Source organism: Lentzea jiangxiensis, assembly GCF_900104175.1.
GTDB lineage: Bacteria > Actinomycetota > Actinomycetes > Mycobacteriales > Pseudonocardiaceae > Lentzea > Lentzea jiangxiensis.
In genome coordinates, this window is the sequence record NZ_FNIX01000003.1 from 403,298 (window position 1) to 428,124 (window position 24,827).

A 24,827-nucleotide genomic window follows, 5' to 3' on the forward strand; every position below is an offset into this window, starting at 1 on the left:
GCCCACACCGGAGGCGGTGCGACGAGCGGGCTGACGCGCTCCGGCCCCGGTGCGAGGTCGCGTGCGAGACTCCTGCTCGGTGACCACACCGCAAGCACCACCGAGAGGCGTGCCGATGATTCCCGAGGACCTCGCCGTCTGGCGCCGCCGCCAGGACGCGGACCAGCCGAACCCGTGGTCGGAGAGCCTGCGGCTGTTCGCCGACGACGAGCGGCCGGCCGCGCTGGACACGAGCTACCTCACCGCCGCGGACCTCGCCAACCCGGACATCGCCGCCAACACGCGGGCGATCGCGGAGACGGCCGCGCTGATCACGTGGGTCGCCGAGGACGAGGACGAGGGCCGGGCGTTCGGCTACTGGCGCGGGCCGGACGACCTGCCGCTCTCCGGGGCGCCCGTGGTCAGCCTGGACGACGAGGGCCAGTTCCACCTCCTGCGCGGTGGCACCCTCAGCGAGGCGCTGAGCGGCGAGTACGGCGAGTGGGCTGACGACGGCTACTCCGGCGTGGCCGGGCGGTGCCGGGCCGCGGGTGTGCCGATCGGCGCCGAGGACCCCGACGACCTCCCCGAGCCGGTGGTGTCGCCGACTCCCGCGGACCACCACGTCGCCCGGTACCGCGAACTGCTCGCGGCCGGCGGATCCGGCGCGGCGCAGGGGTGACCGGCGCAGGGGTGACCGGCGCAGGCTCGTCCCCGCTCGTCGAGGACTTCCTCTCCGGCGACGGGAAACGCGTCCTCTCCGCGGTGTGGACGGTCTTCCGGACCCGCGACCCCGCGGTCCTCGCACCGGTGTCGCAGGCGTTGCCCGCCATCGAGAAGGCGACGGCGGACGCGGACCTCGGCGGCGCGTTCGTGTCGAACAACGCCAACCTCGTCCACGCGCTCGACCGGATCAAGCTCTTCGCCCAGGGCCGCTGTCTCTGCGCCGCCTACCGTTCGCACCAGTTCTACGACGTCGAGAAGGAGGAGGCCCAGCGGCACGTCCGGGTCGTCGAGACGGTGCCCAACGACCGGCAGTGGGTTCCCGACCGCATCTGCGAGTGCCTCGGCTGCGGTAAGCGCTTCCAGGTGGAGCAGGGCGAGTACCACTACCCCTGGTGGAAGTGGACCGAGCTGAAGGCGCCCAAGACGATCGTCTGACCACTAGGCTCGGATCGAGGTCTCATCGAACTCTTCGGCCCGTGCGGCCGGCGCGGATCCGAGGGAGCTACCGACGTGGTCGAGACGCACGACATCGTTCGCCCGCCTGCCGAGCTCAGCGCGGCCCTCGCCGCGATCGGCAGCGCGACGGCCAGTGCGGAGCTCAGCCGCATGGGCATCCGCAGCGCGTTCATCCGCGGCCCGGTCTCGGTGACCCCCGGCGTGCGCGTGGCCGGGCCGGCGCTGACGCTGCAGTTCCTGCCGAAGCGCGAGGACCTGTACCCGGTGGACGAGTACGAGGAGCCGGAGAAGCAGTTGCACCGGCACGTCATGTACCACGCACAACCCGGCGACATGATCGTCGTCGACGCGCGCGGGGACATGAGCAGCGGTGTGTTCGGCGAGATGATGCTGACCTACTTCAAGGGCCGCGGTGGCGCGGGTGTCGTGGTGGACGGGTGCCTGCGCGACACCGGTGAGGCCAAGAAGCTCGGTCTCGGGCTGTGGATCCGGGGCGCCACACCGAACTTCCACGCCCAGACCGACATCGTCCCCACCGCCGTCAACGTGCCGGTGGCGTGCGGCGGCACGCTCGTCGAGCCGGGCGACATCGTGGTGGCCGACGACGACGGGGCGGTCGTGGTGCCGGTCAAGCTCGCGCCCGCCGTGCTCGCCGTCGCGCGCGAACACGCGGAGTGGGAGGAGTTCTCGCGGCTGCGCCTGGCCGAAGGGGGCGACCTGCGGCGGTACTACCCGTTGTCGGACGAGGCACGGCCCGAGTACGAGCGGTGGCGCGCCGAGCAGGGACGGGCCTGACTCAGCGGCTGTCTGGGGAGCTTGACCATTTCCGTTCTTGGTGGACCGGCTGAGCGCTGCCGTCAGAGAGCACTTCATACTGCGCACATGCGCCGCATCATTGATCTCAGCCATCCCATCTATCACGGGATGACCACGATACGTGGCATGAAAACACCGAGTGTCACGACTTACGTGAGCCGCGAGGAAACCGCTGCCCGTATGGCGCCTGGCGTGTCGTTCGAGATCGGGCAGATCGATCTGATCGCCAACACTGGAACGTACCTGGACACGCCGTTGCACTACCACCAGGACGGCTACGACACGGCAGGTCTTCCGCTGGAACGAGTCGCGGACGTGCCTGTCGTCGTGTTGCAGCCCGGTGATCCGATCCTCCCGGAGGTGGAGGGATTCGCGGTGCTGTTCCACACCGGCTGGTCCCGCCATTGGGGTACTGACACCTACCAGGATGGACATCCGTTCCTCACGCCGGATGTCGTCGACGCGTTGATCGCCGTCGGGCCCGCGTTGGTCGGCATCGACTCCCTCAACATCGATGACGCCACTGATCCGAGTCGGCCGGCGCACCAAGGACTGCTGCGCGCGGGTATCCCCATTGTCGAGCATCTGACGAACCTGGAGCAGGTGCCTGCACGCGGCGCCCGGTTCACGGCGTTGCCGATGCCGGTTGTAGGCATGGGCACCATGCCGGTGCGGGCGATTGCCATCGTGAACGAGTGAGCCGTCGTGAGGCAGCCGGAACAGCAGCTCGCGGGCGATAGCGGTCGGTCATGCCCGCCGGGACGACCACGACGGCCCGCTTGCGTCCGTTGATCTTTTTGGCGGCGTCGTAGCCGCGGCCGGCCTTCGCACGTGAACAACCGGTCGACGAACTCGCCGATCCACCTACCTCGACCGGCACATCTCACTCAGAAGCGTTGGTGGGAAACAGGATCTGAGCATCAAAACAGCCACTCAGCTCCACAGCCGGTCGTGGCTCGACTCGGCGTCCCAGTGCGTCGTCTCGGCGAAGAACACCGGATCGCGCGGGTCGAGGTGCTCTCGCAGCACCTACTCGTCGAGGTCGCCGAACCCCAGTCCCGGCGTGTCCGGCACCGCGATGTGGCCGTCCTGGATCAACGGCCGGGGCAGGCCGGTGACCAGGTCGCTCCAGAACTCCACCTCGGCCGCGTGGTGTTCGAGGGCCAGGAAGTTCTCCGTGGCGGCGGCGAGGTGCACGCACGCCATCGTCGCGATCGGTGACGCCGCCAGGTGCAACGCCATCGGTATCCCGCGTTCCTGGGCGTGGTCTCCGATGCGCTTGGTCTCCGCGATCCCGCCCGCCGTCGCGGGGTCGGGGTGCACCACGCGGATGGCGCCCGCGTCGAGCAGCGGCCGGAAGCCGTCCAGCAGGTAGATGTCCTCCCCCGTGCAGGTCGGGACGGCGACGGCCTCGGTGAGCTGGCGCCACTGGTCGGTCAGCTGCCACGGGATCAGGTCCTCGATCCACGCCAGGGTGAACGGTTCCAGGGCGCGGCCGATCCGGATGCACGAGTCGAGGGCGATGTGGCCGAAGTGGTCGGCGGCGAGCGCGACGTCGTAGCCGACGACGGACCGCACGATGTCCACATAGGACGCCAGGTGGTCGACGCCCTTCGCGGTGACCTGGATGCCGGTGAACGGGTGCATCGTCGTCGAGTCCGCGCGGGCGCCCGCGGGTGCGATCAGCGCCCCCGGCACGTCCCACAGCAGGTCGACGCCGACGTCCATCTTCAGCATCGTGAAGCCGCGCTGCTTGCGCTCCAGCAGGCGGGCGCCCATCGCGTGCGGGTCCGGCAGCGACGGCGTGTCCGCGTAGCAGCGGACCTCGTCGCGGAACCGGCCCCCGATCAACGCGTGCGCGGGCACCCCGTAGGCCTTGCCGGCGAGGTCCATCAGCGCCATCTCGACGCCGGAGACCCCGCCGCCCTGGCGGCCGTGGTGCCCGAACTGCTTGATCTTGCGGAAGATCTTGTCGACGTTGCAGGGGTTCTCCCCCACGAGCCGGCTCTTGAGCACCAGCGCGTAGGTGGCGCTGGCCTGGTCGCGCACCTCCCCGTAGCCGGCCAGGCCCTGGTTGGTGTCGATCCTGATGATCGACGAGCGGAACGGCACCCCGGCGACGGTGGCGACCCGCAGGTCGGTGATGCGCAGGTCGCTCGGCCGCGACGCCGTCGAGACGTGTTCCTCCGTGACCACGGGGCTCATCCCTTCACGGCCCCGGCGGTGAGGCCCTCGGTCAGGAACCGCTGCCCGAACGCGTACATGACCACGACCGGGATGCTGATCAGCAGCGAGGCCGCGGCCAGCTGGCCCTGCGGCACGACGTCACCGAAGATCATCGACTGCATTCCGACGGGCAGCGTCTTGTAGTCGTCCTTGGTGATGAACACGAACGCGAACAGGAACTCGTTCCACGCGTTGGTGAGCGTGAACAGCGCCACCGCGAGCAGGCCCGGTTTCGCCAGCGGCAGCACGATCCGCAGGAACGCCCCGAACCGCGTGCAGCCGTCGACCAGCGCCGCCTCCTCGAGGTCGGCCGGGATCGACTTGAAGTACCCGACGAGCAACCACGTGGCGAACGGCAGGGTGAACGTCGGATACGCGAGCACCAGTGACCACAACGAGTCGTTGAGGCCGATGCCGCTCATCATCCGGTAGAGCGGGATGAACAGCAGCGCTCCCGGCATCACGTAGGTGAGCAGGATCGTCACGGTGAAGCTCTCCGAGCCCCGGAACCTCAACCGCGCCAGCGCGTACCCGGCCAGTGCCGCGCAGACCAGCGCGATCGCGGTGGACGCCACCGACACCAGGATCGTGTTGACGTACCACGTGCCGAAAGCCCTGTCCGAGAACAGGTTGGTGAACTGCTCGGTGGTCCACGGCGTCGGCCAGAGGTCGTCGGTGCGCGCGACGATCTGGTCGTCGGACTTGAAGGCCGTGACCGTCATCCAGTAGAGCGGGGCGAGCACGAACCCCAGCAGGCCCAGGAGCGCGATCCCGCTGCCGGTGCCGCCGACCAGCCGGGCGGCGAACCGGTTTCCCCGCGCGGCGAGCACGGAGACCACCTGTCCCACGGCGGCCGCGAGGACCACGAACACGCCCAGCACGGCCGCGGCCTTCCACACGATGTGCGGCGACGCCCAGACCAGCACGAGCGCCGAGCCGACCACGACCACCCACGGCAGCGCCCGGCGCTGGCCGGGCGTCAGCCGCCGGCGCCCCAGGTCGCCCGCGCTCGGCAGGTCGCTGCGGCGCATCATCCGCACGAGGACCACCACGAGGACGGCGATGACCGGCAGCATCACCAGCGTGACCGCGGCACCCGCGCCCAGCTGCAGCTGCTGGATGGCCTTGGAGTAGGCCACCATCACGTACGGCGCGGTCGCGTCCCCCGGCCCGCCCTGGGTCATCAGCCAGATCAGGTCGAAGTTGTTGAACGTCCAGATCGACGACAGCAGCACCGTGACGATCATGATGTTGCGCAGGCCGGGCAGCGTGATGTGCACGAACCGCTGCCACGGCGAGGCACCGTCCACAACGGCCGCCTCGTACAGGCCGGCGTCGATGGCCTTCAGCCCGGCGAGGAACGTCACCGTGAAGAACGGGATGCCCTTCCAGACGTTGACCAGGATGACCGCCGGCATCGCGAGGTTCGGGTCGGACAGCCACTCCGCGGGCCAGCGGTCGACGAGCCCGACCGCGGCCAGGGCGGGCCCGATGCCGGAGTCGGTGAGCAGGACGTTGACGCTGCCGAAGATCGGGTCGAACAACGACCGCCAGGTGAAGGCCGTGACGACCGTCGGCACCACCCACGGCAGCAGGATGATCCCGGCGAAGAACGCCCGGCCGCGGCGCATGTGGTGCAGCATCAACGCCGCGATGAGCCCGAGGACCACCTTGAAGATCTCGGCGTACGCGGTGAAGACGAACGAGTTGAGCACGCCCTTGTGGAACAGGGCGTCGTCCACGAGCGCGGTGTAGTTGTCGAGCCCTACGAACACCGTTTCCGCGCCGTGGCGTTCGGTGGTGCTGGTGAAGACCGAGTCGAGGATGGGGAACAGGATCAGCCCGGCGACCAGCACCAGGGTCGGCCCGATGAACACCGCGGCGAGGCGCCAGTCCCGCCCGAGCAGCCGCTGCGACGTGGTGAGCGAGGGGGACGGTCCGCTCGGCGCCGGACGGGGCGGCGCCGGCCGCGTGCCCAGCACGGTCACTGCTGGTAGCCCTGCTGCTCGAAGACCTGCACGATCCGGGCGTGCGTCGCGGCGACGGCCTCGGCCGGCCGGGTGCCCTGGATGACCGACTGCATCATGTCGGTCAGCAGGTAGGCGGCGGTGGCGGCCTGTTCACCGGGGCTCGGCGCCTGCGGGAACGCGAACCCGGTCTTCGTCGTCACCGGGAGCGGCGTGCGGGTCTGCTCCCGCAACGCGGGGAAGGCCGGGTCACCGCTCGAGTAGTACGGGTCGGAGTCCCACACCTTGTCCCACGACGGGTTGACGAGGCACGGCGCTCCCTTCGCGACACCGAGCAACGCGCTCCCGCTGACCATGTACTTCGCGACGAGCTTGGCGAGGTCGGGGTTCTTGGCGCCCTTGAACACGACGAACGAGTTGGACTCGCCGAACGCGAGCGGCTTGTCGAGCGCCGGTCCGGTGGCGCCGTTGAACACGTGGGTGTTGCCGTAGACGGGGTTGTTCTTCGTCTTCGAGTCGGCGTAGACGCTGAACTGGTTGAGCGTCAGCCCGAGGATCTGGGCCAGCCAGTTCTCGTTGTTGCTCGAGTCGGTCCAGCTGCCGATCCCCGGCGGCAGCATGGGCGTGTACTTCGGGTTCGTGTAGATGTCGCCGATGAACGTGACCGCGGCGACGGTCTCCGGCGAGTCGAACACGACCTTCGTGCCGGTGTTGTCCGCGATCGCACCGCCGTAGCAGTTGATGACGTTGGCGATGAAGCCGTTGGCGTCGCCCGAGCGGTTCACGGTGAGGCCCCAGCCGAAGCGCTTCTTCGCCGGGTCGGAGACCTCCAACGCGTTGTCGCGCAACTCTTCCCACGTGTACTGGGGTTTGAGCGGGAGGCCCTTCTCCTGGTACCAGTCCTTGCGCAGGTACATGGCGGACGCGATGAAGTGGTACGGGATCGCGAACCACCGCCCGCCGAACACGCAGTAGGTGGCCGCCTCCGTCGCGGGATCCCCGTAGAGCTTGCGCATCTCCTCGACGACGTCGGTGACGTCGGTGAGCGCTCCGAGGTTGTGGAGCTGGCCGACGAACCGCCGATCGCTCACGAAGGCGAAGTCGCGACTGGTGCCCGACCTCACCTCGGCGTCCATCTTCGCCACCATGTCGCCGGCGTCGCCGGAGACCAGGTCGTTGCGGATCGTGGTACCGGTGGCCTCGGCGAACACCTGAAGCGACCTGTCCAGCGCCTTGTTGGCGGCCTCGGCGTAGAGCTTCTGCGACAGCATCCCGACCGAGCCGCCGCGCAGCGAGGCGGCCTGGTCGAGCAGGGCCTGCGGCACCTGGACGTCGACCTGCGGCGGGGCCGGACTGCCGCCGCAGCCGGCGAGGCCGAGCACGCCCAACGCGCTCATCCCCAGGAAAGTCCGCCTGGATAAGTCAGTTTTCTCTTCCATGACCACTCCTCTCGCGTCCGGGCATGCGGACGCGTACCGACGGGGCGACGGTGCAGCCGGCGGTACAGCGAGGCGAGCGCCGCGCTGCCGGGTCGTTCATACGGCGGAGAACGGCGAAGCGGAGTACTCGGTCTTGCGGTGGGTCTAGCGGCGGCGGGTGGCCCGCCTGGTCTGCTTTTCCTTCTCCGCGAGGAGAGCGGAGTTGTTCGCCAAGTGCTTGCGCATCGCCGCGCGGGCGCGGTCCGGATCGCGCGCGACGATCGCCTCGTAGATCTCGGTGTGGTCGGCGGTGGCCTTGGCCAGCGCGGCCGGCGCCTCGTTGGTGATGCGCCGGCTGGCCGTGCCGAGCCAGCGAGCGGAGTACATGATCCGGTCGAGGATGCGGTTGTCGGCCGCGCGGCAGATCTCCATGTGGAACTCGTGGTCGACCTCGAGGTAGGCGTTGGGGTCCGCCTCGAGCTCCGCCATGCGGTCGATCTCGGCCTTGAGCCGGTCCAGCGTCGCGTCGGTGACACCGACCGCGGCCATCGCGGCGATTTCGGGTTCGAGCAGCACACGCATCTGGTGCAGCTCCTGCAGCAGTTCGCCGACGGTCTCCGCCGGCAGCCACTCGATGAGCAACGGGCTGAGGTAGTCCCACTCCGCCGGAGGGCGCACGACGACGCGGCGGCCCTGCGCCACGTCCACGATGTCCAGCGAGGCGAGGATCTTGAGCGTTTCCCTTGCCACGACCCGGGAAACGCCGAACTCACGGGAGATGTCGAGCTCCGACGGGGCACGGCCGCCGTCGATCCCGCCGCTGACGATGCGGCGGGTCAGCAGGGCCGCGACCTGGACCGGAAGAGTCCGGACCTTGACAGCGTCCGGAGACTCTTGTCCCCTTTGCATGTCATCAGCTTATAGGACAAGTTGGGGATCGCGACAGTCCGTTCCTGTGCACCACCCGGCGACGGGAGAGCAATGCGGATCGTGAACGTCACAACGGCGGTGGTCGCCTACCACGGTGAGGCCACGCTGGTGCGGATAGACACCGACGAGGGCCTCAGCGGGTTCGGCGAGGCCAACCCCGACGCCGGCGCGGGCGCCGTCGTCGGGATGATCAACTCACTGACACCCCTGCTGCTCGGGGAGGACCCGCGCAACGTCGAGCGGTGCTGGGAGAAGCTGCGGCGCAACAAGGTCTTCGCGGGTCCGCAGGGCGGGGTGTTCGTGATCGCCCTGTCCGGGATCGAGATCGCGCTGTGGGACCTCGCGGGCAAGGCCGCGGGTCTGCCCGTGCACCGGCTGCTCGGCGGGAAGTTCCGCGACCGGATCCGCCTCTACGCCGACTGCGGCGACGGCGACGACCCGGCCGGCTCGGTCGCCGGCTGCGTCGACCGGGCCCAGCGGATGGTCGCCGAGGGCTTCACCGCCCTGAAGTTCGACATCGACGACCTGCACCACCCGGCCAAGTTCGACCCCTTCAACCACACGGTGAACGCCGCCGAGCTGCGCTCGATGGTCGACCGCGTGGCGGCCGTGCGGGAGGCGATCGGCCCGGACGTCGACCTCGCCATCGACCTGCACGCCCGCTACGACGTGCCGAGCGCGTGCCGGATCTCGTGGGAGCTCGAACCGTTCGGGCTGATGTGGCTCGAGGAGCCGATCCCGGCGGAGAACGTCGACGCGCTGGTGCGGGTGCGCGCCCAGACCCGGACGCCGATCTGCGCGGGCGAGAACCTCTACCTGCGGTGGGGGTTCCGCGAGCTGCTCGAACGCGGTGCCGTCGACGTCATCGAGCCGGACGTGCCGAAGTGCGGCGGTCTCGCGGAGGCGAAGAAGATCGCCAACCTCGCGGAGATGCACTACATCCCGTTCGCACCGCACCTGGTGTCGACGCCGCTGGGGACGATGGCCACCTCGCACCAGTGCGGGGCGATCCCCAACTTCTTCGTCCAGGAGTGGCACGCCCTGGAGGAGCGGGAGGTGTGGGACAGCTACGTCCACGCTCCCGACGGGAGCGGCTCGATCGTGAAGGACGGCTACATCACGCTGCCCGACGCCCCCGGCATCGGCGTGGAGCTCGACCTCGACGGGGTCCGGGCGCACGCCGTCGCGGGCTACGGCGTGTTCGAGTAGGTGCCGCCGTCCCCCACCGCAGGTCGTGCGGTGGGGGACGGCGGGTTCCCGTCGCGAGGTGACGGGACGCTCACCGCACGGTGATGTTGGAGTTGCCGCTGCTGCGGTACCCCTCCGTCGCCATGATCATGTAGTAGCTGAAGTTGCCGAGCCGCATGTTGGCGCGGCTCCACGCGTCGAAGTGGTTGCCGGTGGTGATGGACCCGCCGGTCCGCCTCTGCTGCCGGACGCTCCAGAACTGCGGAAAGGTCTTGTTGTCGCCTTCGACGGAAGGCGCGTTGTAGCGCATCGTCTCGTAGATGTCGTACGTGCCGCCGTCGGTCGTCACCGTGCCCCGGTAGTTGCCGGTGGGCCGGTAGTTGCCCCAGTTGTCGACGATGTAGTACTCGACGAGCGGGTTCGACGTCCACCCGTAGAGGGTGAGGTAGGCGTTGCCGGACGGGTTGAAGCTGCCGGAATAGTTCACGGTTCGCCGCGAACCGTTGCTCCAGCCCTTGCCGCCGACGAAGTTGCCGACGTTGCTCCACGACGTGCTGTAGTTGCCGCCGCTGCCGAACTCCATGCAGACCCGGCCGCCGCCGTCGGTCCAGAACGAGTAGTAGTAGCCGCCGTTGTTGCCGGTCTGGCTCGAGCAGGTGGCGGTGATCCCCACGTCGGCGGCGGCGACGCCGGGGGTCAGCGCCATGACCAGCGCGATGCAGGCACCGCGGACCCCTGCTGCGAGACGGCCGCGGGCGCGGCTCGGTCGGGCTGTGGCCTGAACCATGTGCGGTACTCCTCCTCATCGAGAGTGGTACGGCAGCGGACGGCGCGAAATGACCGGCGAGGCAGGGGCGATGATTCCGACACTAGCAGCGCCGGCAGTACGCCGAAAGACGGCCGAGGCTTTCCCGGAAGTTTCGAAAATTCTCTGAGCACGGACTGGTCGAGTGGGGAAGCATTCGAAACCCGCTAAAACTTTTAGCGTCGCGGAAGTGGACCCGCTTTGCCCCGGACCGTATCCGTCCGCACTTTTCCGGCCATTTCCCCAATTGCCGAACACCGAACCGCGGCCACCCGGCCAGGCGGCCCGTGTCGATCTCCGCTCCGAAGTGTGAGCGCTAACAGAATTACTCAGCCAACATCGATCGCACACACCCAGAACACCGTGTCGATGGGCTATCAGGCGTGGTCGAATGCCTCATCGATCTGCGTTAGCGCTAACAACAGGCGTTGACTGCGAGGCGGCATCCTGGCTAGGTTCGCTCGCAGAGCCGTCCGCCGCCGGTGCCGTCAGCCGAGCAACTGGAGCGTTCCCATGTCCTCACCGTTGAGTCGACGCAGGTTCCTGAACGCCGCCGGCGTGGCCGCCGTCGCCACCGCCGTGCCTTTACCGGCGGCAGGATCGGCACAGGCGGCCACAACACCCCCGGTCCGGGGCGACCTGGGGGTGTCGGCTTTTCCGTTCGACCTCTCCGAGGTGCGGCTCACGGCGGGCAGGTGGCTCGACAACCAGAACAGGACGCTGTCCTACCTGCGTTTCATCAACCCCGATCGGCTGCTCTACAACTTCCGCGCCAACCACCGGCTGTCCACGGGCGGCGCGGCGGCGCTGGGAGGCTGGGAGGCGCCGAACTTCCCGTTCCGCACCCACAGCCAGGGCCACTTCCTGACGGCCTGGGCGCAGGCGTGGGCGGTGCTGGGCGACACGACGTGCAGGGACAGGGCGAACTACGTGGTCGCCGAACTGGCCAAGTGCCAGGCGAACAACGCCGCGGCCGGGTTCAACACCGGGTACCTGTCGGGTTTCCCGGAGTCGGACCTCGACGCGATGGAGGCCGGGTCGCCCAAGGCCGTTTCGTACTACTCGCTGCACAAGACCCTCGCCGGGTTGCTGGACGTCTGGCGGTACATCGGCAACACGCAGGCGCGCGACGTGCTGCTGCGGTTCGCCGGGTGGGTGGACTGGCGCACGGCCCGGTTGTCCTACAGCACGATGCAGAGGGTGCTGGGCACCGAGTTCGGCGGGATGAACGCCGTGCTCGCCGACCTGTACCAGCAGACGGGTGACGCGCGCTGGCTGGCGGCGGCGCAGCGGTTCGACCACGCCGCGGTGTTCGACCCGCTGGCCGCCAACCAGGACCGGCTGGCGGGCCTGCACGCGAACACGCAGGTGCCGAAGTGGATCGGCGCCGCCCGCGAGTACAAGGCGACCGGGACGACGCGTTACCGCGACATCGCCGTCAACTCCTGGAACATCACCGTCGGCGCGCACACCTACGTGATCGGCGGCAACAGCCAGGCCGAGCACTTCCGCTCCCCCAACGCCATCGCCGCCTACCTCAACACCGACACGTGCGAGGCGTGCAACAGCTACAACATGCTCAAGCTGACCCGCGAGCTGTGGCTGCTCGACCCCGGCCGGGCCGCGTACTTCGACTACTACGAACGCACCCTGCTCAACCACCTGATCGGCCAGCAGAACCCGGCGGACCCGCACGGCCACATCTGCTACTTCACCGGCCTGAACCCCGGCCACCGGCGCGGCAACACCGGACCGGCGTGGGGCGGCGGGAACTGGAGCACCGACTACACCACGTTCTGGTGCTGCCAGGGCACCGGGATCGAGACCAACACCAAGCTCGCCGACTCGGTCTACTTCCACAACGGCACCACGCTCACCGTGAACCTCTACACGCCGTCGGTGCTGACGTGGTCGTCGCGCGGCATCACGGTCACCCAGAGCACGAGCTACCCGGCGAGCGACACGACGACGCTCACCGTCACCGGCAACGCGGGCGGGTCGTGGACCATGCGGCTGCGCATCCCGGCCTGGACGGCGGGCGCGACCGTCAGCGTCAACGGCGTCGCCCAGAACGTCGCCACCACGCCCGGCACGTACGCCTCCCTCACGAGGTCGTGGACGTCCGGCGACGTGGTGACGCTGCGGCTGCCGATGCGCGTGATCGTCCAGCCCGCCAACGACAACCCGAACGTCGTCGCGCTCACCTACGGCCCGGCCGTGCTGGCCGGCAACTACGGCAACACGGCGCTGTCCGCGCTGCCTTCCCTCGACGTCAACTCCGTCACCCGCACCAGTTCGTCGTCCCTGGCGTTCACCGCGCGGGCGAACGGGGCGCAGGTCAACCTGGGGCCGTTCCACGACGCGCACGGCTTCAACTACACCGTCTACTGGAGCACCGGCGGTGGCGGCGCGACGAGCTACCGGCTGGTCAACGCCGGCACCGGCCTCGTGCTCGGCGTCCAGAACATGTCCACAGTGGATGGTGGACTCGCCGTGCAGTGGCACGACAGCGGCACCGCCGACCACAACTGGCAGCTGATCACCGACGGGTCCGACGTGCGGCTGCGCAACGTCCACAGCGGCAAGGTGCTGGGCGTCGAGAACATGTCGACCGCCGACAACGCGCGAGCGCTCCAGTGGTCGGACAACGGCACGGCCGACCACAGGTGGACGCTGATCTCCAACGGCGACGGCACCCACAAGCTCCGCAACGCCCACAGCGGCAAGTTCCTCGGGACCCTCAACGGGTCCACCGCCGCAGGAGCGCAGGTGGTGCAGGACTCCGACAACGGCTCGGCGGACAACCGCTGGCGGCTGGTCGCCAACTGACGGGAGCGGGCGCGGGTGCGGTCAGGCAGGGGTGCAGGTGATGGGCACGACTCCGGGCGGGTCTCCGCTGCCGACGAGGTCGAAGGTGGTCGAGCCGCCCGGTTCGAGCGCGGAGCCGGCCACGCGGACGGCGGAGCCGGTCTGGGTCACCCGCACCCCCGCGGCGCCCCGCACCCGCTGACCGCCGGGGGAGGTCCAGTCGAGGACCCATCCCCCGACGGGCGAGGTCCCCGCGTTGGCCACCTCGACGACCGCGCGGAACCCTCCCTCCCAGGTGTCCTGCACGGTCAGCGCGGCGAAGCACGCCGAGGGGGCGGAGGTGCCCAGGGCGTTGCGGGGCTTGCGGCCGTCCACGGAGACCGAGAAGGCTTCGATCGAGTTTCCCGCCCCGCCGCGCCACAGGTTGAACCCCGCCTCCACCGCGATCAGGTAGTGCTCCTGCGAGACCTGGCCGCGTGCGACGGAGTCCTCGGTGAACGCGCTGATGTCGAGGCCCTTGACCGCGGTGACCTCGCCGACGCGTTCGTAGGTGACGCGCACCCGGCCCTGGTCGCGTGCGAGCCACACGTTCCACCGCGCGCCGGAGATCGGCACCTCGCGGGCCAGCAGCACGCCGCCCGGCCGGACACCGCCGCGGCTGCGGAGCCAGATCACCACCTCGGCGCCGTCCGGCCTGCCGTCGGCGACGGGTCCGCTGTGGAACCACGCCACGTAGGCGGCGTTGAAGGTCCCGGCGTCGACCTGGCTGCTCACCCAGTCGCTGGTGATGCGGGGCATCGCCGACACCCGGACCGGCAGGTCGCCGACGTCGGTGCAGTCCTGCCAGTGGCATCCCCTCCACAGCGACGGCGTGGCGGCCGGGGCGCCCTGCGGCGGGACGTCGTGCCCGGCGCTCTCGATCCGCAACGACTGGTCCCCCACGACGACGCACTGCGGTGTTCCGGCGTTCCACACGTTGTTCTGCGCCAGGTAGTCCTTCCCGCCGGCCGGTGCGATCTCGTCGCGGCCGCACAGCGAGACGCTCGCGGCCACCGGGGACCCGGTGCGGGACAGGACCAGGCCGACGAGTGCCGCGATCGACGCCCCTCCCAGTCCGAGCGCCACGAAGCCGACGGCGATGCGGAAGGCGATCTGAGCGGCGGGGTTCATCCGTGCTCCTCTGTCGGAGGTCCCTGGACGCCGACACCACGATCCGCGATGCCCTGCCGAGGGATACGCCTCCGCCGCCCGCGGGGTTCATCCCCGGCGCACGCGGAACCGTCCATCCTGGTCCCCGCCGTGGACCGCGGTGGAAGATGACGCGATGAGCACGCAGCGGCGCGGCCGGCCGAAGGGTCCCACGGGCCCGGTGATCGGCCGCGCCCTGCAACTGCTCGACGCGTTCGACGCCGAGCACCGCGCGCTGACGCTGAGCGACCTGGCCCGCCGCGCGGACATGCCCCTCTCGACCGCGCACCGGTTGCTGCAGGAGCTGTGCGCCTGGGGTGCCGTGGAACGCGACGACGCCGGGCTCTACCAGGTCGGCCTGCGGTTGTGGGAACTCGGCTCCCTCGCGCCCCGCGGCCCGGGCCTGCGCGAGACCGCGCTGCCGTACCTGGAGGACCTCTGCCAGATCACCAGGGAGAACGTGCAGCTCGCCGTCAGGGAGGGCACGGAGGTCGTCTTCGTCGAACGGATCGCCGGGTTCGGCTCGGTGCCGGTGCTCACCCGCGTCGGCGGCCGGTTCGCCCTCACCTCCACCGGCGTCGGCCTGGTGCTGCTCGCGCACGCCGCGCCCGAGGTGCAGGAGGAGGTCCTGAACGGACCGATCGACCACCACACCGAGAAGACCGTCACCGATCCGGTGCAGCTGCGCAGCATGCTCGCGGCCGTGCGGTCGAACGGCTTCTCGGTGAGCGACCGCCAGGTCACGATGGACGCGCTGTCCGTCGGCGCGCCGATCCGCGACGGCAGCGGTGAGGTCGTCGCCGCGGTGTCCCTGGTGGTGCGGTACGGCAGCACCACGGCGCACGCGCTCGCCGGTCTCGTCCGCACCTGTGCGCAGGCGATCTCCCGCGCTCTCTCCACGTGATCCGGCAAAGCTTCCATTTTCCGGGAACGGTGCTACGACTCGGGCCCCGGTCTCCGCCACCCTGTGGCTCCCACCACGAGGAGGAGTGCCGATGAGCTGGTTCCCGCGTGACCAGTGGTACGTCGCCGCCTACGGCTCCGAAATCACCCACGACCTGTTCTCCCGCACCGTCTGCGGTGAGCCGGTCCTGTTCTGGCGCACCCGCGACGGCGTCGTGACGGCCATGCCGGACCGTTGCGTCCACCGCCGGTTCCCGTTGTCCCAGCCGCCTTCCCGGCTGGTCGACGACCAGGTGGTCTGCGGCTACCACGGTTTCACCTACGACGCCGGCGGCAAGTGCGTCGCCGTGCCCGGGCAGGCCCGCGTCCCCCGCACCGCACGGCTGCTGCCGTACCCGGTGGTGGAGCAGGACTCGTTCGTCTGGGTGTTCATCGGCGACCCCGCGAAGGCGGACGCCGCAAGGATTCCGCGCGCACCGTGGCTCGTCGACCCCGGCTACACGACCGTCAGCGGCATGGAACCGTTGAACGCCAGGTACGGACTGCTCGTCGACAACCTGCTGGACCTCTCGCACGAGACGTACCTGCACGGTGGTTACATCGGGACACCGGAGGTCGCGTCCACTCCCATCACGACGGAGGTCGACGAGGACGCCGGGATCGTTTTCGTGTCGCGCCACATGGACGACGCGGAGTGCCCGCCGTTCTACGCCAAGTCGACCGGCCTGCAGGGCAGGATCGCGCGCTGGCAGGACATCGAGTACACGCCGCCGTGCCTGTACAAGCTGCACAGCCGCATCGCACCGGTCGGGTCGGTGCCCCGCGCCGACGGCACCGACCCCGACGCGTTCCACGTCGAGGTCGTCTACGCGATCACACCGGAGACCGAGACTTCGACGCACGACTTCTGGGCCGTGGCGAGAGATTTCGCCCTCGGCGACGAGGAGGTCTCCGCGTTCCTCGCGGACAGCAACCGCACGGTCGTGCTGCAGGACGTCGTGGCGTTGAACGTCCTGGAGCAGGTGATCGCGAACGAACCCGAGGGCTACCAGGAGCTGTCGATCAACATCGACACCGGCGGGCTCGCCGCGCGCCGGATGCTGGGCCGGCTGTGCGGCCGGTCGTGACCGCGGGCAACCGGGTGTTCCGCATCCACTGGGTGCCGGGCACCGACCGGCTCCACGCGGTGTGCCACTGCGCCGCCGAGCGCGAGTTCGAGGACCCGGTCGAACTGTGGGAGTGGCTGCTCGGACACCCGGTGGGACACACGTCGTGAAACTGGTGCTGGACAAGAAGGACCGGGTCGCCGACGGCGTCGTGCTGCTCACGCTGCGGCGCCCGGACGGCGGCCCGCTGCCCGCCTGGACTCCCGGCGCGCACGTGGACCTGGCGCCGGCCGGGGGTCCGGTGCGCCAGTACTCGCTGTGCGGCGACCCGGCGGACACCTCGGCCTGGAAGGTGGCGGTGCTGCGCGAAGCCGGGGGGCGCGGCGGATCACGGCACGTGCACGACGTGCTCGCCGAGGGGCAGCACGTCGAGGTGAGCGAGCCGCGCAACCACTTCGAGCTCGTCGAGGCGAAGCGCTACCTGTTCATCGCGGGCGGCATCGGGATCACCCCCGTCCTGCCGATGATCGCGTGGGCGCAGGCGGCCGGGCGGGACTGGCGGCTGGTCTACGGCGGCAGGACGCGGTCGTCCATGGCGTTCCGCGCGGAGCTGGAACGACTGGCCGGCGTCGAGATCCACCCCCAGGACGAGTGCGGGCTGTTGGACCTCGACGCGGTGCTGGGTCGGCCCTCGCCGGGCACCGCCGTGTACTGCTGCGGGCCGGAAGCGCTGCTGCTCGCGGTCGAGCAGCGCTGCGCGGACTGGCCCAGCGGTTCCCTCCACGTCGAACGGTTCTCACCGAAAACCGTTGCCGCACAGAGCTTCTCGGAGGAGTTCGAGGTCGAGCTGGCGCAGACGGGCACGGTCCTGCGCGTCCCCGCCGGGAGGTCCGTGCTCGACGTGGTCCAGGCGGAGGGCGTGCCCGTGCTGTCCTCCTGCCGGGAGGGCACGTGCGGCACCTGCGAGACGGTCGTGCTGGACGGCGTCCCGGACCACCGGGACTCGGTTCTCACGCCGGAGGAGCAGGAAAGCGGTGACGTGATGATGATCTGCGTGTCCCGGTCGCGTTCGACACGTCTCGTGCTCGACCTCTGAGCAGGTCGGGCGCCGGGTGCGCCCCTGTCGTTCGTCGAACGGCGCAGCCTGATGTTCGTCAAAAAATTGACGTCCGTCAAAGATTTGAATACCTTCGGGCCGCTCGGAGATCCGGAACCCTGACCGGAGGTCGACGATGACGACACGTGGCACCACCTGGAAAGCACTCCTCGGCAGCGCCCTGCTCGCCTGCACGCTGCTCGCGCCGCAGGCCTCCGCGGCGGCGCTGACCGAGGTGACCGGTTTCGGCGACAACCCCGGCGGCATGCGCATGCACGTCTACGTGCCGGACGCCCGCCCCGCGAAGCCCGCGGTCGTCGTCGCCATGCACGGCTGCGGCGGCTCCGGCCCCGGCTTCCACTCGAGCAGCGAGTTCGCCTCGCTCGCCGACCGGCACGGGTTCGTCGTGATCTACCCGAGCGCCCAGCAGGAGGCGGGGTTCGGCAAGTGCTTCGACACGTGGTCGGAGGCGGCGAAGAGGCGCGGTGGCGGCAGCGACCCCGTCTCGATCGTCTCGATGGTCAACCACGTCGTGCAGCGCTACGGCGGTGACGCGAGCCGCGTGTTCGCCACGGGGTCGTCCTCGGGCGGCATGATGACCAACCACATGCTCGCCCTGTACCCGGACGTCTTCAAGGCGGGTGCGGCGTTCATGGGCGTGCCGTTCGACTGCTTCGCGAACGCCGCCGACTTCCCGCCGGGCCGCAGCCGGTGCACGGGCGGGAGCATGAACCGCACGCCGCAGCAGTGGGGTGACTCCGTGCGGCGGGTCAACCCCGGCTTCACCGGCCCGCGCCCGAAGGTGCAGCTGTGGCACGGCACCGCCGACACGCTCGTGCCGTACTCCCTGCTGCAGGAGTCGATGGAGCAGTGGACGGACGTGTTCGGCGTCGGCCAGACGCCGACGTCCACCGACACCCCGCGCCCCGGCTGGAACCGCAGCCGCTACGGCGCCGATGTCGAGGTCTACAGCGTCCAGGGCGCGGGACACACCCTGCCGTCGTCCGGGATGGCCGCCGTCGCACTGGAGTTCTTCGGCATCACCGGCTCCCCCGGCCCGGCCCCGGGACCGTGCTCGGTCAAGGCGAAGGTCACGGCGTGGAACAACGGCCTGGTCGAGAGCCTCACGATCACCAACACCGGCAGCGCACCCGTCAACGGCTGGTCGCTCGCCTTCACCCTGCCCACCGGCCAGACCATCACCTCCGGCTGGAACGCCACCTACTCCCCCGCCACCGGGCAGGTCACGGCCCGCAACACCGGCCACAACGCCGCGATAGCGCCCGGCGGAGCGGTGGAGATCGGCTTCCAGAGCACGCACACGGGCAACACGGCGGCTGCCTCGGCGTTCGCGCTCAACGGAACAGCCTGCGCTGCCGGCTGAGCAGCGTCCCTGTGCGTCCGCTCGGTTTTCGACGGACGCACAGGGACGCGTGCGTGGCGCCGTCCCGAACCGGCTGAACCGCATCTGGCGGATCCGCGCACCGGGAGGTTCGGCCGTTGGGGCGCTTCGGTTCCGGGTGGCGGGCCCACTTCACCTGAAGGTGTGACCTGGGCCCAGGGCGGCAGCTGGTCCGATCAGACCTTTCGAACGCCTCGGCTCCTGTCCACGGTCACGGTCACATCAAGCCGGAGGGGGAACCAGTGCCGTCGTTGCAGGCCGGGGTCGTCAGAAGTCACAAGGGCAGGAAGATCGTCGTTTTGAAGACCGGTCAAGGCCAAGGAGCTCGCCTGACACAGGCGATCGCATCCGCGAAAGGCCGGTCGAGACGCCGCGCCCGCTCCACGAGGGACACCGGCGTCATGGCGTTGCGACGTCAGCCCTTGCGGCGGCGGGGCGCCGCCGACCGCGGCGGCGCGGACCGCATGTGGTCGCGCACCGGCGCCAGCAGTCCGGCCAGCGCCTCGACGTCGTCGCGGGAGAGCGGTTCGAAGAGCAGGCCGCTGACGACCTCGACGTGACCCGGCAGCACCGCGGCGAGCAGCGTGCGCCCGGCTTCGGTGATGGTGACCGTGACGCTCCGCTCGTCGTCGGCGGACGGCGCCCGTTCGACCAGTCCCGCCTTCTCCAGCAGGCCGACCTGGTAGGTCAGGCCGCTGCGGCTGTAGACGACGCCGTCGGCCAGGTCGGTCATGCGGTGACTGCCCGTCGGCGAGTCCCCGAGCCGCGCCAGCAGCTGGAACTGCACGTAGCTCAGGTCGCCGGCTTCCTTGAGCTGCTGCTCAACGGCGTGGCGCAGCAGGCTCGTCACCTCGACGAGGGCGAAGTAGGCGCCGAGCTGAACGGGATCGAGCGACGGCGGTGAGTCGGGCATGGCCGCAGTTTACTGCTTCGAATTCGAAGGAGCAGGGCCGAGCTGGGCAGCGTTGGACACAGGTGGGCACGGCGAGGCCGTGGCCACCGACGGCGACGCACCAGGGCTTCCGAGCAGGGGGACGGCACCTCCGTCCCCACCGGCCCGAGGACGAGGTCTTCCTCCCTCGCCGCGTCCCGCACAGCCACCGGATCACCTCCGAGAGCGCCGACCTGCTGCTCTTCTCCACTCCCGGCGGACCGGAGAAGATGTTCCGCCACGCCTGCCGGGACCTGCGCGCACCGCGGCCGGACGGGTTCGAGATCCCGCTGTCGCTGCTTGCCGAGGCCGCCGAGATCTCCGGCAACGTCGTGCTCGGCCCTCCCCGCTGACGCCGCCTCCCCGACGTGCCGCACGTCACTTTGCTTCGAATTCGAAGCAGGTCTACTCTCAGGTCCAGATGCTTCGAGTTCGAAGCAAACAGCGAGGAGGGCAGTCATGAAGGCAGTGCGTTTCCACGAGTTCGGCGGTCCCGAGGTCCTGCGGTACGAGGACGTGGAGCGGCCCGTCCCCGCGGCCGGTGAGGTCCTGGTCCGCGTCGCGGGCACGACGTTCAACCCCGTCGAGGGCAACATCCGGCTGGGCGTCATGCAGGGACCGATCCCGGTCGGCCTGCCGCACACCCCCGGCCTCGACGTCGCCGGCACGGTCGACGTGCTCGGCGAGGGCGTCGAAGGCCTCGCGGTCGGCGACCAGGTGATCGGGTTCCTGCCGATGACCAGGCCCGGCGCGGCGGCCGAGTACGTGATCGCCCCGGCCGCCGCCCTGTCCCCCGCGCCCCGGAACATCCCGCTGGCCGACGCCGCCGCGCTGCCGGTGGTGGGCCTCACCGCCTACCAGGCGCTCTTCGACCACGGTCGGCTGCGGGCCGGGCAGCGCGTGCTGGTCAACGGCGCGGGCGGGCCGGTCGGCGGTCACGCCGTCCAGCTGGCCAAGCAGGCCGGCGCCCACGTCATCGCCACGGCGAGCCCGCGCAGCGCCGAGTCCGTGCGGACCGCCGGTGCCGACGAGGTCGTCGACCACACCGCGGTGGACGTGCTCTCGGCGGTGACCGAGCAGGTCGACCTCGTGCTGAACCTCGCCCCGGTCGCCCCGGAGGTCCTGGCGCAGCTGCCCGCGGTGGTCCGCCCCGGTGGAGCCGTCGTCAACACGACGATCTGGATGCCCGCGCCGACCGACGAGGACCGCGACGTGCGCGGCGTCAACCTCTACGTCCGCAGCGACGCCGAGCAGCTGGCGAAGCTCGTGGCGCTGGTCGACTCCGGTGACCTGCGCGTCGACGTCGCCCGGCGCGTGCCGCTGACCGACCTGCCCGAGATCCACGCGCAGGCGGCGTCGGGCGGAGTCGCCGGCAAGGTCGTCTTCCTCGTTTCCTGACCACCCCACCGAGGAGGAGCACACCATGACACTCGGGCTGGACCCCGAGATCGCCACCGCGCCGGCCCCGATGGCCGGCGCGATGGCGGAAGCCACCCCGTCGGCCGTGGGCGACGTCGAGGCGCGCCGGGCACTGCGGGAGCCGATCATCGGCGCCGCCGGGACGGCCCAGCCGATCCCGGCCGACGTGACCACCACCGATCACCACGCCACCGCGGACGACGGCACGCGCATCACGATGCGCTGGGACGCCAAGGAAGGCGCGGCGCCCGGTACGTGTCCACGAGCGGCGTGCCGATGCTCTCCGTCGAGTACCGACGCGCGCCCGAACACCCCTTCCCCACCCCGCTCGAGGACGCCTGCACGGCACTGCGGTGGCTGCACGAACACGCCGCCGAGCTGGGCATCGACCCCACCCGGATCGGCGTGACGGGCGACAGCGCCGGAGGTGGGATGGCGGCGGCGCCGGCGATCCTCACTCGCGACCGCGGCGGCCCGGCCATCGCCCGGCAGGTCATCGTCATGCCGATGCTGGACGACCGCACCACCGAGGTCGACTCGCACGTGGCGCCCTACGCGTTGTGGTCCTACGACGACAACCTCACCGCGTGGCCCGGCGGGCCGTCGCCGACCGCGTCCGCGTGCTCAGGTCGATCCAGCGCCCGTCAGGACCGGTCGAACTCCGGGATCAGCTCACCGATCAGCCTGATGCTCGTCATCACCTCGTCCGCCCCGATCGGCCCGATCTGCTGCAGGCACATCAACCGGTCGATGCCGAGGTCCGCGTAGACGCGCAGCTTCTCGCGGCAGGTCTCGGGGCTGCCGACGATCAGCGACTGCTGTGCCGAGAGCACCTCGAACAGCTCGTCCTCCGGGACGTCCTCGCCCTGGATGATCCGGCCGATCACGAGCTGCGCGTCGGTGGGGGTGGCGTCCACCTCCGCACGCAGGAACTCCCCGGTCAGGCCGCCGTCGCCGGCCGCGAGGATGTCCTGGTGGCGTTGCATGGTCGCGGCGAACTCGGCGGCGGCGTTGAAGAAGCGCAGCGCCGTCACCGTGTACCAGGCCGCGGCGGCTGCCGCCCCGTTGCGCATCGCCTGCTCGTCGGTCTCGGCGCAGTGCACGAACGTGAAGTAGGCGACCTGGTTGTTGACGAACGAGCCGACCGGCGAGGTGCACTCCGCGGCGGCCGCGCGGTAGAGGTCGATCATGCGGGCGACCCGGTCGATCGACTCCCAGATCGTGGTGCCGAGCACGCCGACGCCGCGGCGGCCTGCCTCCTCGAAGGACGTCGGGGAGGCGGCGGCCTGCCACAGCGGCGGGTGCGGGGTCTGCAGCGGCTTGGGGATGATCGAGACGTCGGAGATGTCGTAGTGCGCGCCGGAGTGGGAGAAGCGGTCGCTGGTCCACATCTTCGGCACCATCTCGAACGCCTCGGCGGTCTGGGCGCGGGCGTCGGCGGGCTCGATGCCGAACAGGTTCCACTCGGGGATGGTGGAGCGGGTGAGGCCGAGCTCGACGCGGCCACCGCTCAGGTGGTCGAGGGTGGCGGCGCGTTCGGCGACGCGGATCGGGTGGTTGAAGCGGCCGGGGGCGAGCACGGCGGCGTGGCCGAGGCGGATGCGGGAGGTCTGCTGGGACAGGGCGGCGAGCACCAGTTCCGGGGCCGAGGACAGGCTGAACTCGCCCGCGCCGTGGTGCTCGACCTGCCACCAGCAGCCGTACCCGAGCTCGTCGGCGAGGCGGGCCTGGTCGAGGGCCTGCCGGAACCGGAACTGCTCGGAGGCGGGGCCGGGGTTCTGGATCTCGTTGAACAGGTCGATCTTCATCGGCGGACCTCCACCTCGCGCGGGCACCAAGGCTGATGTCTCCGTCAGCGAGCGGGCCGTTACGCCGGGCGACGCGAATCTCCCGAACGGAGCAGTCCGCGGGATGCCGTCGTGGCCGACCGCGGCGCGAAGCGTTCGGTTCGGCGATCCGATGCCCCGGCACGCCCGGCTGCGCGATGATCGAGCGGTCGGCGCCGGCGGTCGCGAGGGCCACCCACCGCCGAGCCGACGCGGTCCACGGCGATCGTCGAAACGGAGAGGTTGCGATGTCCGAACCAGCCCGCGACACCGTCCACGCCCCGAGTACCGCCCGGACGCGGGAGGAACGCCGGGTCCTGGCGAGCACCCTCGCCGGCACCACCGTCGAGTGGTACGACTTCTTCATCTACGCGCAGGCCGCGAGCCTGGTGTTCGCGCCGCTGTTCTTCGCGCCGGCGAGCGCGCAGTCCTCCGGGCTCGCCCAGCTGGTCTCGCTCGCCACCATCGGCATCAGCTTCCTGTTCCGCCCGCTCGGCGCGGTCGTCGCCGGGCGGTTCGGCGACCGGCTGGGGCGCAAGAGGATGCTCGTGCTCACGTTGCTGATCATGGGCCTCGCGACCACGCTGATCGGTCTGCTGCCCACGCACGCGAGCATCGGCGTCACGGCGCCGGTCCTGCTGGTGCTGCTGCGGATCGTGCAGGGTTTCTCCGCGGGCGGCGAGTGGGGTGGTGCGGCGCTGATGGCCGTCGAACACGCCCCCACCGGCAAACGCGGGCTGTTCGGCGCCTACCCGCAGATCGGTGTCCCCATCGGACTCGTCCTCGCCACCGGCGTGTTGTGGCTGACGACGACGCTCACCACCGAGCAGCAGTTCCTGTCCTGGGGCTGGCGCGTCCCGTTCCTGTTCTCGGTCGTCCTGATCGTCGGCGGGTACGTCATCCGCCGGATCGTCGAGGAGAGCCCGGTCTTCCAGGAGATGCTGACGCGCAGGGCGCACTCGTCGGCGCCGCTGCGCGACCTGTTCCGCGAGCACACCCGCAACGTCGTGCTCACCGCGCTGATCTTCGTGGCGAACAACGCCGCCGGTTACCTGCTCATCGCGTACTTCATCGGCTACGGCACGAAACTGGGCCTGTCCCGCCCGTCCGTCCTGGCCGCCACCATCGCGGGTGCCGTCGGCTGGCTCGTGTTCACCCTCTGGGCCGGCGGCCTGTCCGACCGGATCGGCCGCGTGCGCACGTTCCAGATCGGGTACGCCGCGCTGTTCGTGTGGATGATCCCCATGTTCCTGCTCATGCAGACCGCCGACGTCCTGCTGTTCGTGCTGGCGGTCGTCGTGCTGTCGTTCGGCCTCGGCCTGTCCTACGGGCCGATGTCCGCCATGTACGCCGAGATGTTCCCGACGCAGGTCCGGTACTCGGGGGTGTCCATCGGCTACGCGCTGGGCGCGATCCTCGGCGGTGCGTTCGCCCCGACGATCGCGCAGGCGCTGGTGCAGTCGACGGGCACGGCCGTGTCGGTCGGCGTCTACATCATGGTGCTGTCGGTGGTGTCGTTCGCCGCGGTGTCGCTGGTCCGCGAGCCGCGGGGAGTGGACCTGCGGACCTGAGCGGTCCACCGCCGGGTCCGGCCATCCGTTGCCGGACCCGGCGCAGGCTGGGAGACCAGCTCGTCG

At 70.3% G+C, this 24,827-nt stretch carries 22 protein-coding genes and 1 pseudogene; 15 read left to right on the forward strand and 8 right to left on the reverse strand.

Translation table 11 applies throughout. The features are described from left to right. Positions 1-115 precede the first annotated feature (115 nt). The 4 genes from BLQ91_RS12800 (at position 116) to BLQ91_RS12815 (ending at position 2,676) form a co-directional block, all read left to right on the forward strand. Positions 116-661 (forward strand): hypothetical protein, encoded by a 546-nt coding sequence (locus BLQ91_RS12800; RefSeq protein ID WP_143022615.1) that lies wholly within the window; start codon positions 116-118, stop codon positions 659-661. Positions 662-672: 11 nt separating this feature from the next. After that, entirely contained in the window at positions 673-1,140 is a 468-nt protein-coding gene (locus BLQ91_RS12805) for a hypothetical protein (protein ID WP_090097015.1), read from the forward strand. Between the two features lie 75 nt (positions 1,141-1,215). Next, a complete protein-coding gene (locus BLQ91_RS12810; protein WP_090097016.1) occupies positions 1,216-1,956 on the forward strand; it encodes a ribonuclease activity regulator RraA in 741 nt (246 codons plus the stop codon). Between the two features lie 87 nt (positions 1,957-2,043). Then, on the forward strand, positions 2,044-2,676 hold the full coding sequence (locus BLQ91_RS12815) for a cyclase family protein (protein WP_090097017.1): 633 nt from the start codon (positions 2,044-2,046) through the stop codon (positions 2,674-2,676). Between the two features lie 330 nt (positions 2,677-3,006). Here BLQ91_RS12815 and BLQ91_RS12820 read toward each other — a convergent pair whose 3' ends face one another. The 4 genes from BLQ91_RS12820 to BLQ91_RS12835 form a co-directional block, all read right to left on the reverse strand. Further along, a complete protein-coding gene (locus tag BLQ91_RS12820; protein ID WP_218130253.1) occupies positions 3,007-4,173 on the reverse strand; it encodes a mandelate racemase/muconate lactonizing enzyme family protein in 1,167 nt (388 codons plus the stop codon). Between the two features lie 5 nt (positions 4,174-4,178). Further along, positions 4,179-6,185, reverse strand: a complete 2,007-nt coding sequence (locus tag BLQ91_RS12825; protein WP_245733370.1) for an ABC transporter permease — start codon at positions 6,183-6,185, stop codon at positions 4,179-4,181. Positions 6,186-6,187: 2 nt separating this feature from the next. Beyond that, entirely contained in the window at positions 6,188-7,567 is a 1,380-nt protein-coding gene (locus BLQ91_RS12830; protein WP_245733371.1) for an extracellular solute-binding protein, read from the reverse strand. 186 nt (positions 7,568-7,753) lie between these two features. After that, positions 7,754-8,497 carry a FadR/GntR family transcriptional regulator gene (locus BLQ91_RS12835; protein ID WP_090097020.1) on the reverse strand — a complete coding sequence of 248 codons (744 nt, stop codon included), beginning with the start codon at positions 8,495-8,497 and terminating at the stop codon, positions 7,754-7,756. A gap of 72 nt (positions 8,498-8,569) precedes the next feature. On the opposite strand from BLQ91_RS12835, the gene BLQ91_RS12840 reads away from it, so the two are divergent. After that, positions 8,570-9,727 carry a mandelate racemase/muconate lactonizing enzyme family protein gene (locus BLQ91_RS12840; RefSeq protein WP_090097021.1) on the forward strand — a complete coding sequence of 386 codons (1,158 nt, stop codon included), beginning with the start codon at positions 8,570-8,572 and terminating at the stop codon, positions 9,725-9,727. A gap of 70 nt (positions 9,728-9,797) precedes the next feature. Here the strand turns inward: BLQ91_RS12840 and BLQ91_RS12845 are convergent, their stop codons facing one another. Continuing rightward, entirely contained in the window at positions 9,798-10,493 is a 696-nt protein-coding gene (locus tag BLQ91_RS12845) for a glycoside hydrolase family 11 protein (RefSeq protein WP_090097022.1), read from the reverse strand. A gap of 531 nt (positions 10,494-11,024) precedes the next feature. Here BLQ91_RS12845 and BLQ91_RS12850 point away from each other — a divergent pair. Further along, positions 11,025-13,340 carry a beta-L-arabinofuranosidase domain-containing protein gene (locus tag BLQ91_RS12850; protein WP_090097023.1) on the forward strand — a complete coding sequence of 772 codons (2,316 nt, stop codon included), beginning with the start codon at positions 11,025-11,027 and terminating at the stop codon, positions 13,338-13,340. A 21-nt stretch (positions 13,341-13,361) separates the two neighbouring features. Here the strand turns inward: BLQ91_RS12850 and BLQ91_RS12855 are convergent, their stop codons facing one another. Continuing rightward, a complete protein-coding gene (locus BLQ91_RS12855) occupies positions 13,362-14,489 on the reverse strand; it encodes a GH12 family glycosyl hydrolase domain-containing protein (protein WP_090097024.1) in 1,128 nt (375 codons plus the stop codon). A gap of 154 nt (positions 14,490-14,643) precedes the next feature. Here BLQ91_RS12855 and BLQ91_RS12860 point away from each other — a divergent pair, with 154 nt between their 5' ends. The 5 genes from BLQ91_RS12860 to BLQ91_RS12880 all read left to right on the forward strand — a co-directional run bounded on the left by BLQ91_RS12860 (position 14,644) and on the right by BLQ91_RS12880 (position 18,996). Then, complete coding sequence (locus BLQ91_RS12860; RefSeq protein ID WP_090097025.1) at positions 14,644-15,411, forward strand: IclR family transcriptional regulator; 768 nt, start codon at positions 14,644-14,646, stop codon at positions 15,409-15,411. A gap of 91 nt (positions 15,412-15,502) precedes the next feature. Further along, positions 15,503-16,537 (forward strand): aromatic ring-hydroxylating oxygenase subunit alpha, encoded by a 1,035-nt coding sequence (locus BLQ91_RS12865; RefSeq protein ID WP_090097026.1) that lies wholly within the window; start codon positions 15,503-15,505, stop codon positions 16,535-16,537. Next, positions 16,522-16,686 carry a hypothetical protein gene (locus BLQ91_RS41265; protein ID WP_090097027.1) on the forward strand — a complete coding sequence of 55 codons (165 nt, stop codon included), beginning with the start codon at positions 16,522-16,524 and terminating at the stop codon, positions 16,684-16,686. Before BLQ91_RS12865 ends, BLQ91_RS41265 begins: the two co-directional genes overlap by 16 nt. After that, entirely contained in the window at positions 16,683-17,612 is a 930-nt protein-coding gene (locus tag BLQ91_RS12875) for a PDR/VanB family oxidoreductase (RefSeq protein WP_245733372.1), read from the forward strand. Before BLQ91_RS41265 ends, BLQ91_RS12875 begins: the two co-directional genes overlap by 4 nt. Before the next feature lie 136 nt (positions 17,613-17,748). Further along, entirely contained in the window at positions 17,749-18,996 is a 1,248-nt protein-coding gene (locus BLQ91_RS12880) for an extracellular catalytic domain type 1 short-chain-length polyhydroxyalkanoate depolymerase (protein WP_090097029.1), read from the forward strand. Between the two features lie 433 nt (positions 18,997-19,429). Here BLQ91_RS12880 and BLQ91_RS12885 read toward each other — a convergent pair whose 3' ends face one another. After that, positions 19,430-19,927, reverse strand: coding sequence for a MarR family winged helix-turn-helix transcriptional regulator (locus BLQ91_RS12885; protein ID WP_090097030.1), 498 nt, complete (start codon positions 19,925-19,927; stop codon positions 19,430-19,432). A 62-nt stretch (positions 19,928-19,989) separates the two neighbouring features. Between BLQ91_RS12885 and BLQ91_RS12890 the strand changes: the two genes are divergently transcribed. The 3 genes and pseudogenes from BLQ91_RS12890 to BLQ91_RS42605 all read left to right on the forward strand — a co-directional run. After that, entirely contained in the window at positions 19,990-20,298 is a 309-nt protein-coding gene (locus BLQ91_RS12890; RefSeq protein WP_176959713.1) for a cupin domain-containing protein, read from the forward strand. Between the two features lie 106 nt (positions 20,299-20,404). Then, entirely contained in the window at positions 20,405-21,343 is a 939-nt protein-coding gene (locus tag BLQ91_RS12895; protein WP_090097031.1) for an NADP-dependent oxidoreductase, read from the forward strand. A gap of 297 nt (positions 21,344-21,640) precedes the next feature. Next, positions 21,641-21,877 (forward strand): annotated as a pseudogene (locus BLQ91_RS42605) (alpha/beta hydrolase fold domain-containing protein); the annotation flags it as partial. 131 nt (positions 21,878-22,008) lie between these two features. Here BLQ91_RS42605 and BLQ91_RS12905 read toward each other — a convergent pair. After that, positions 22,009-23,172, reverse strand: coding sequence for an LLM class flavin-dependent oxidoreductase (locus BLQ91_RS12905; protein WP_245733373.1), 1,164 nt, complete (start codon positions 23,170-23,172; stop codon positions 22,009-22,011). Positions 23,173-23,438: 266 nt separating this feature from the next. On the opposite strand from BLQ91_RS12905, the gene BLQ91_RS12910 reads away from it, so the two are divergent. Beyond that, on the forward strand, positions 23,439-24,761 hold the full coding sequence (locus BLQ91_RS12910) for an MFS transporter (protein WP_090097032.1): 1,323 nt from the start codon (positions 23,439-23,441) through the stop codon (positions 24,759-24,761). Positions 24,762-24,827: the final 66 nt, after the last annotated feature.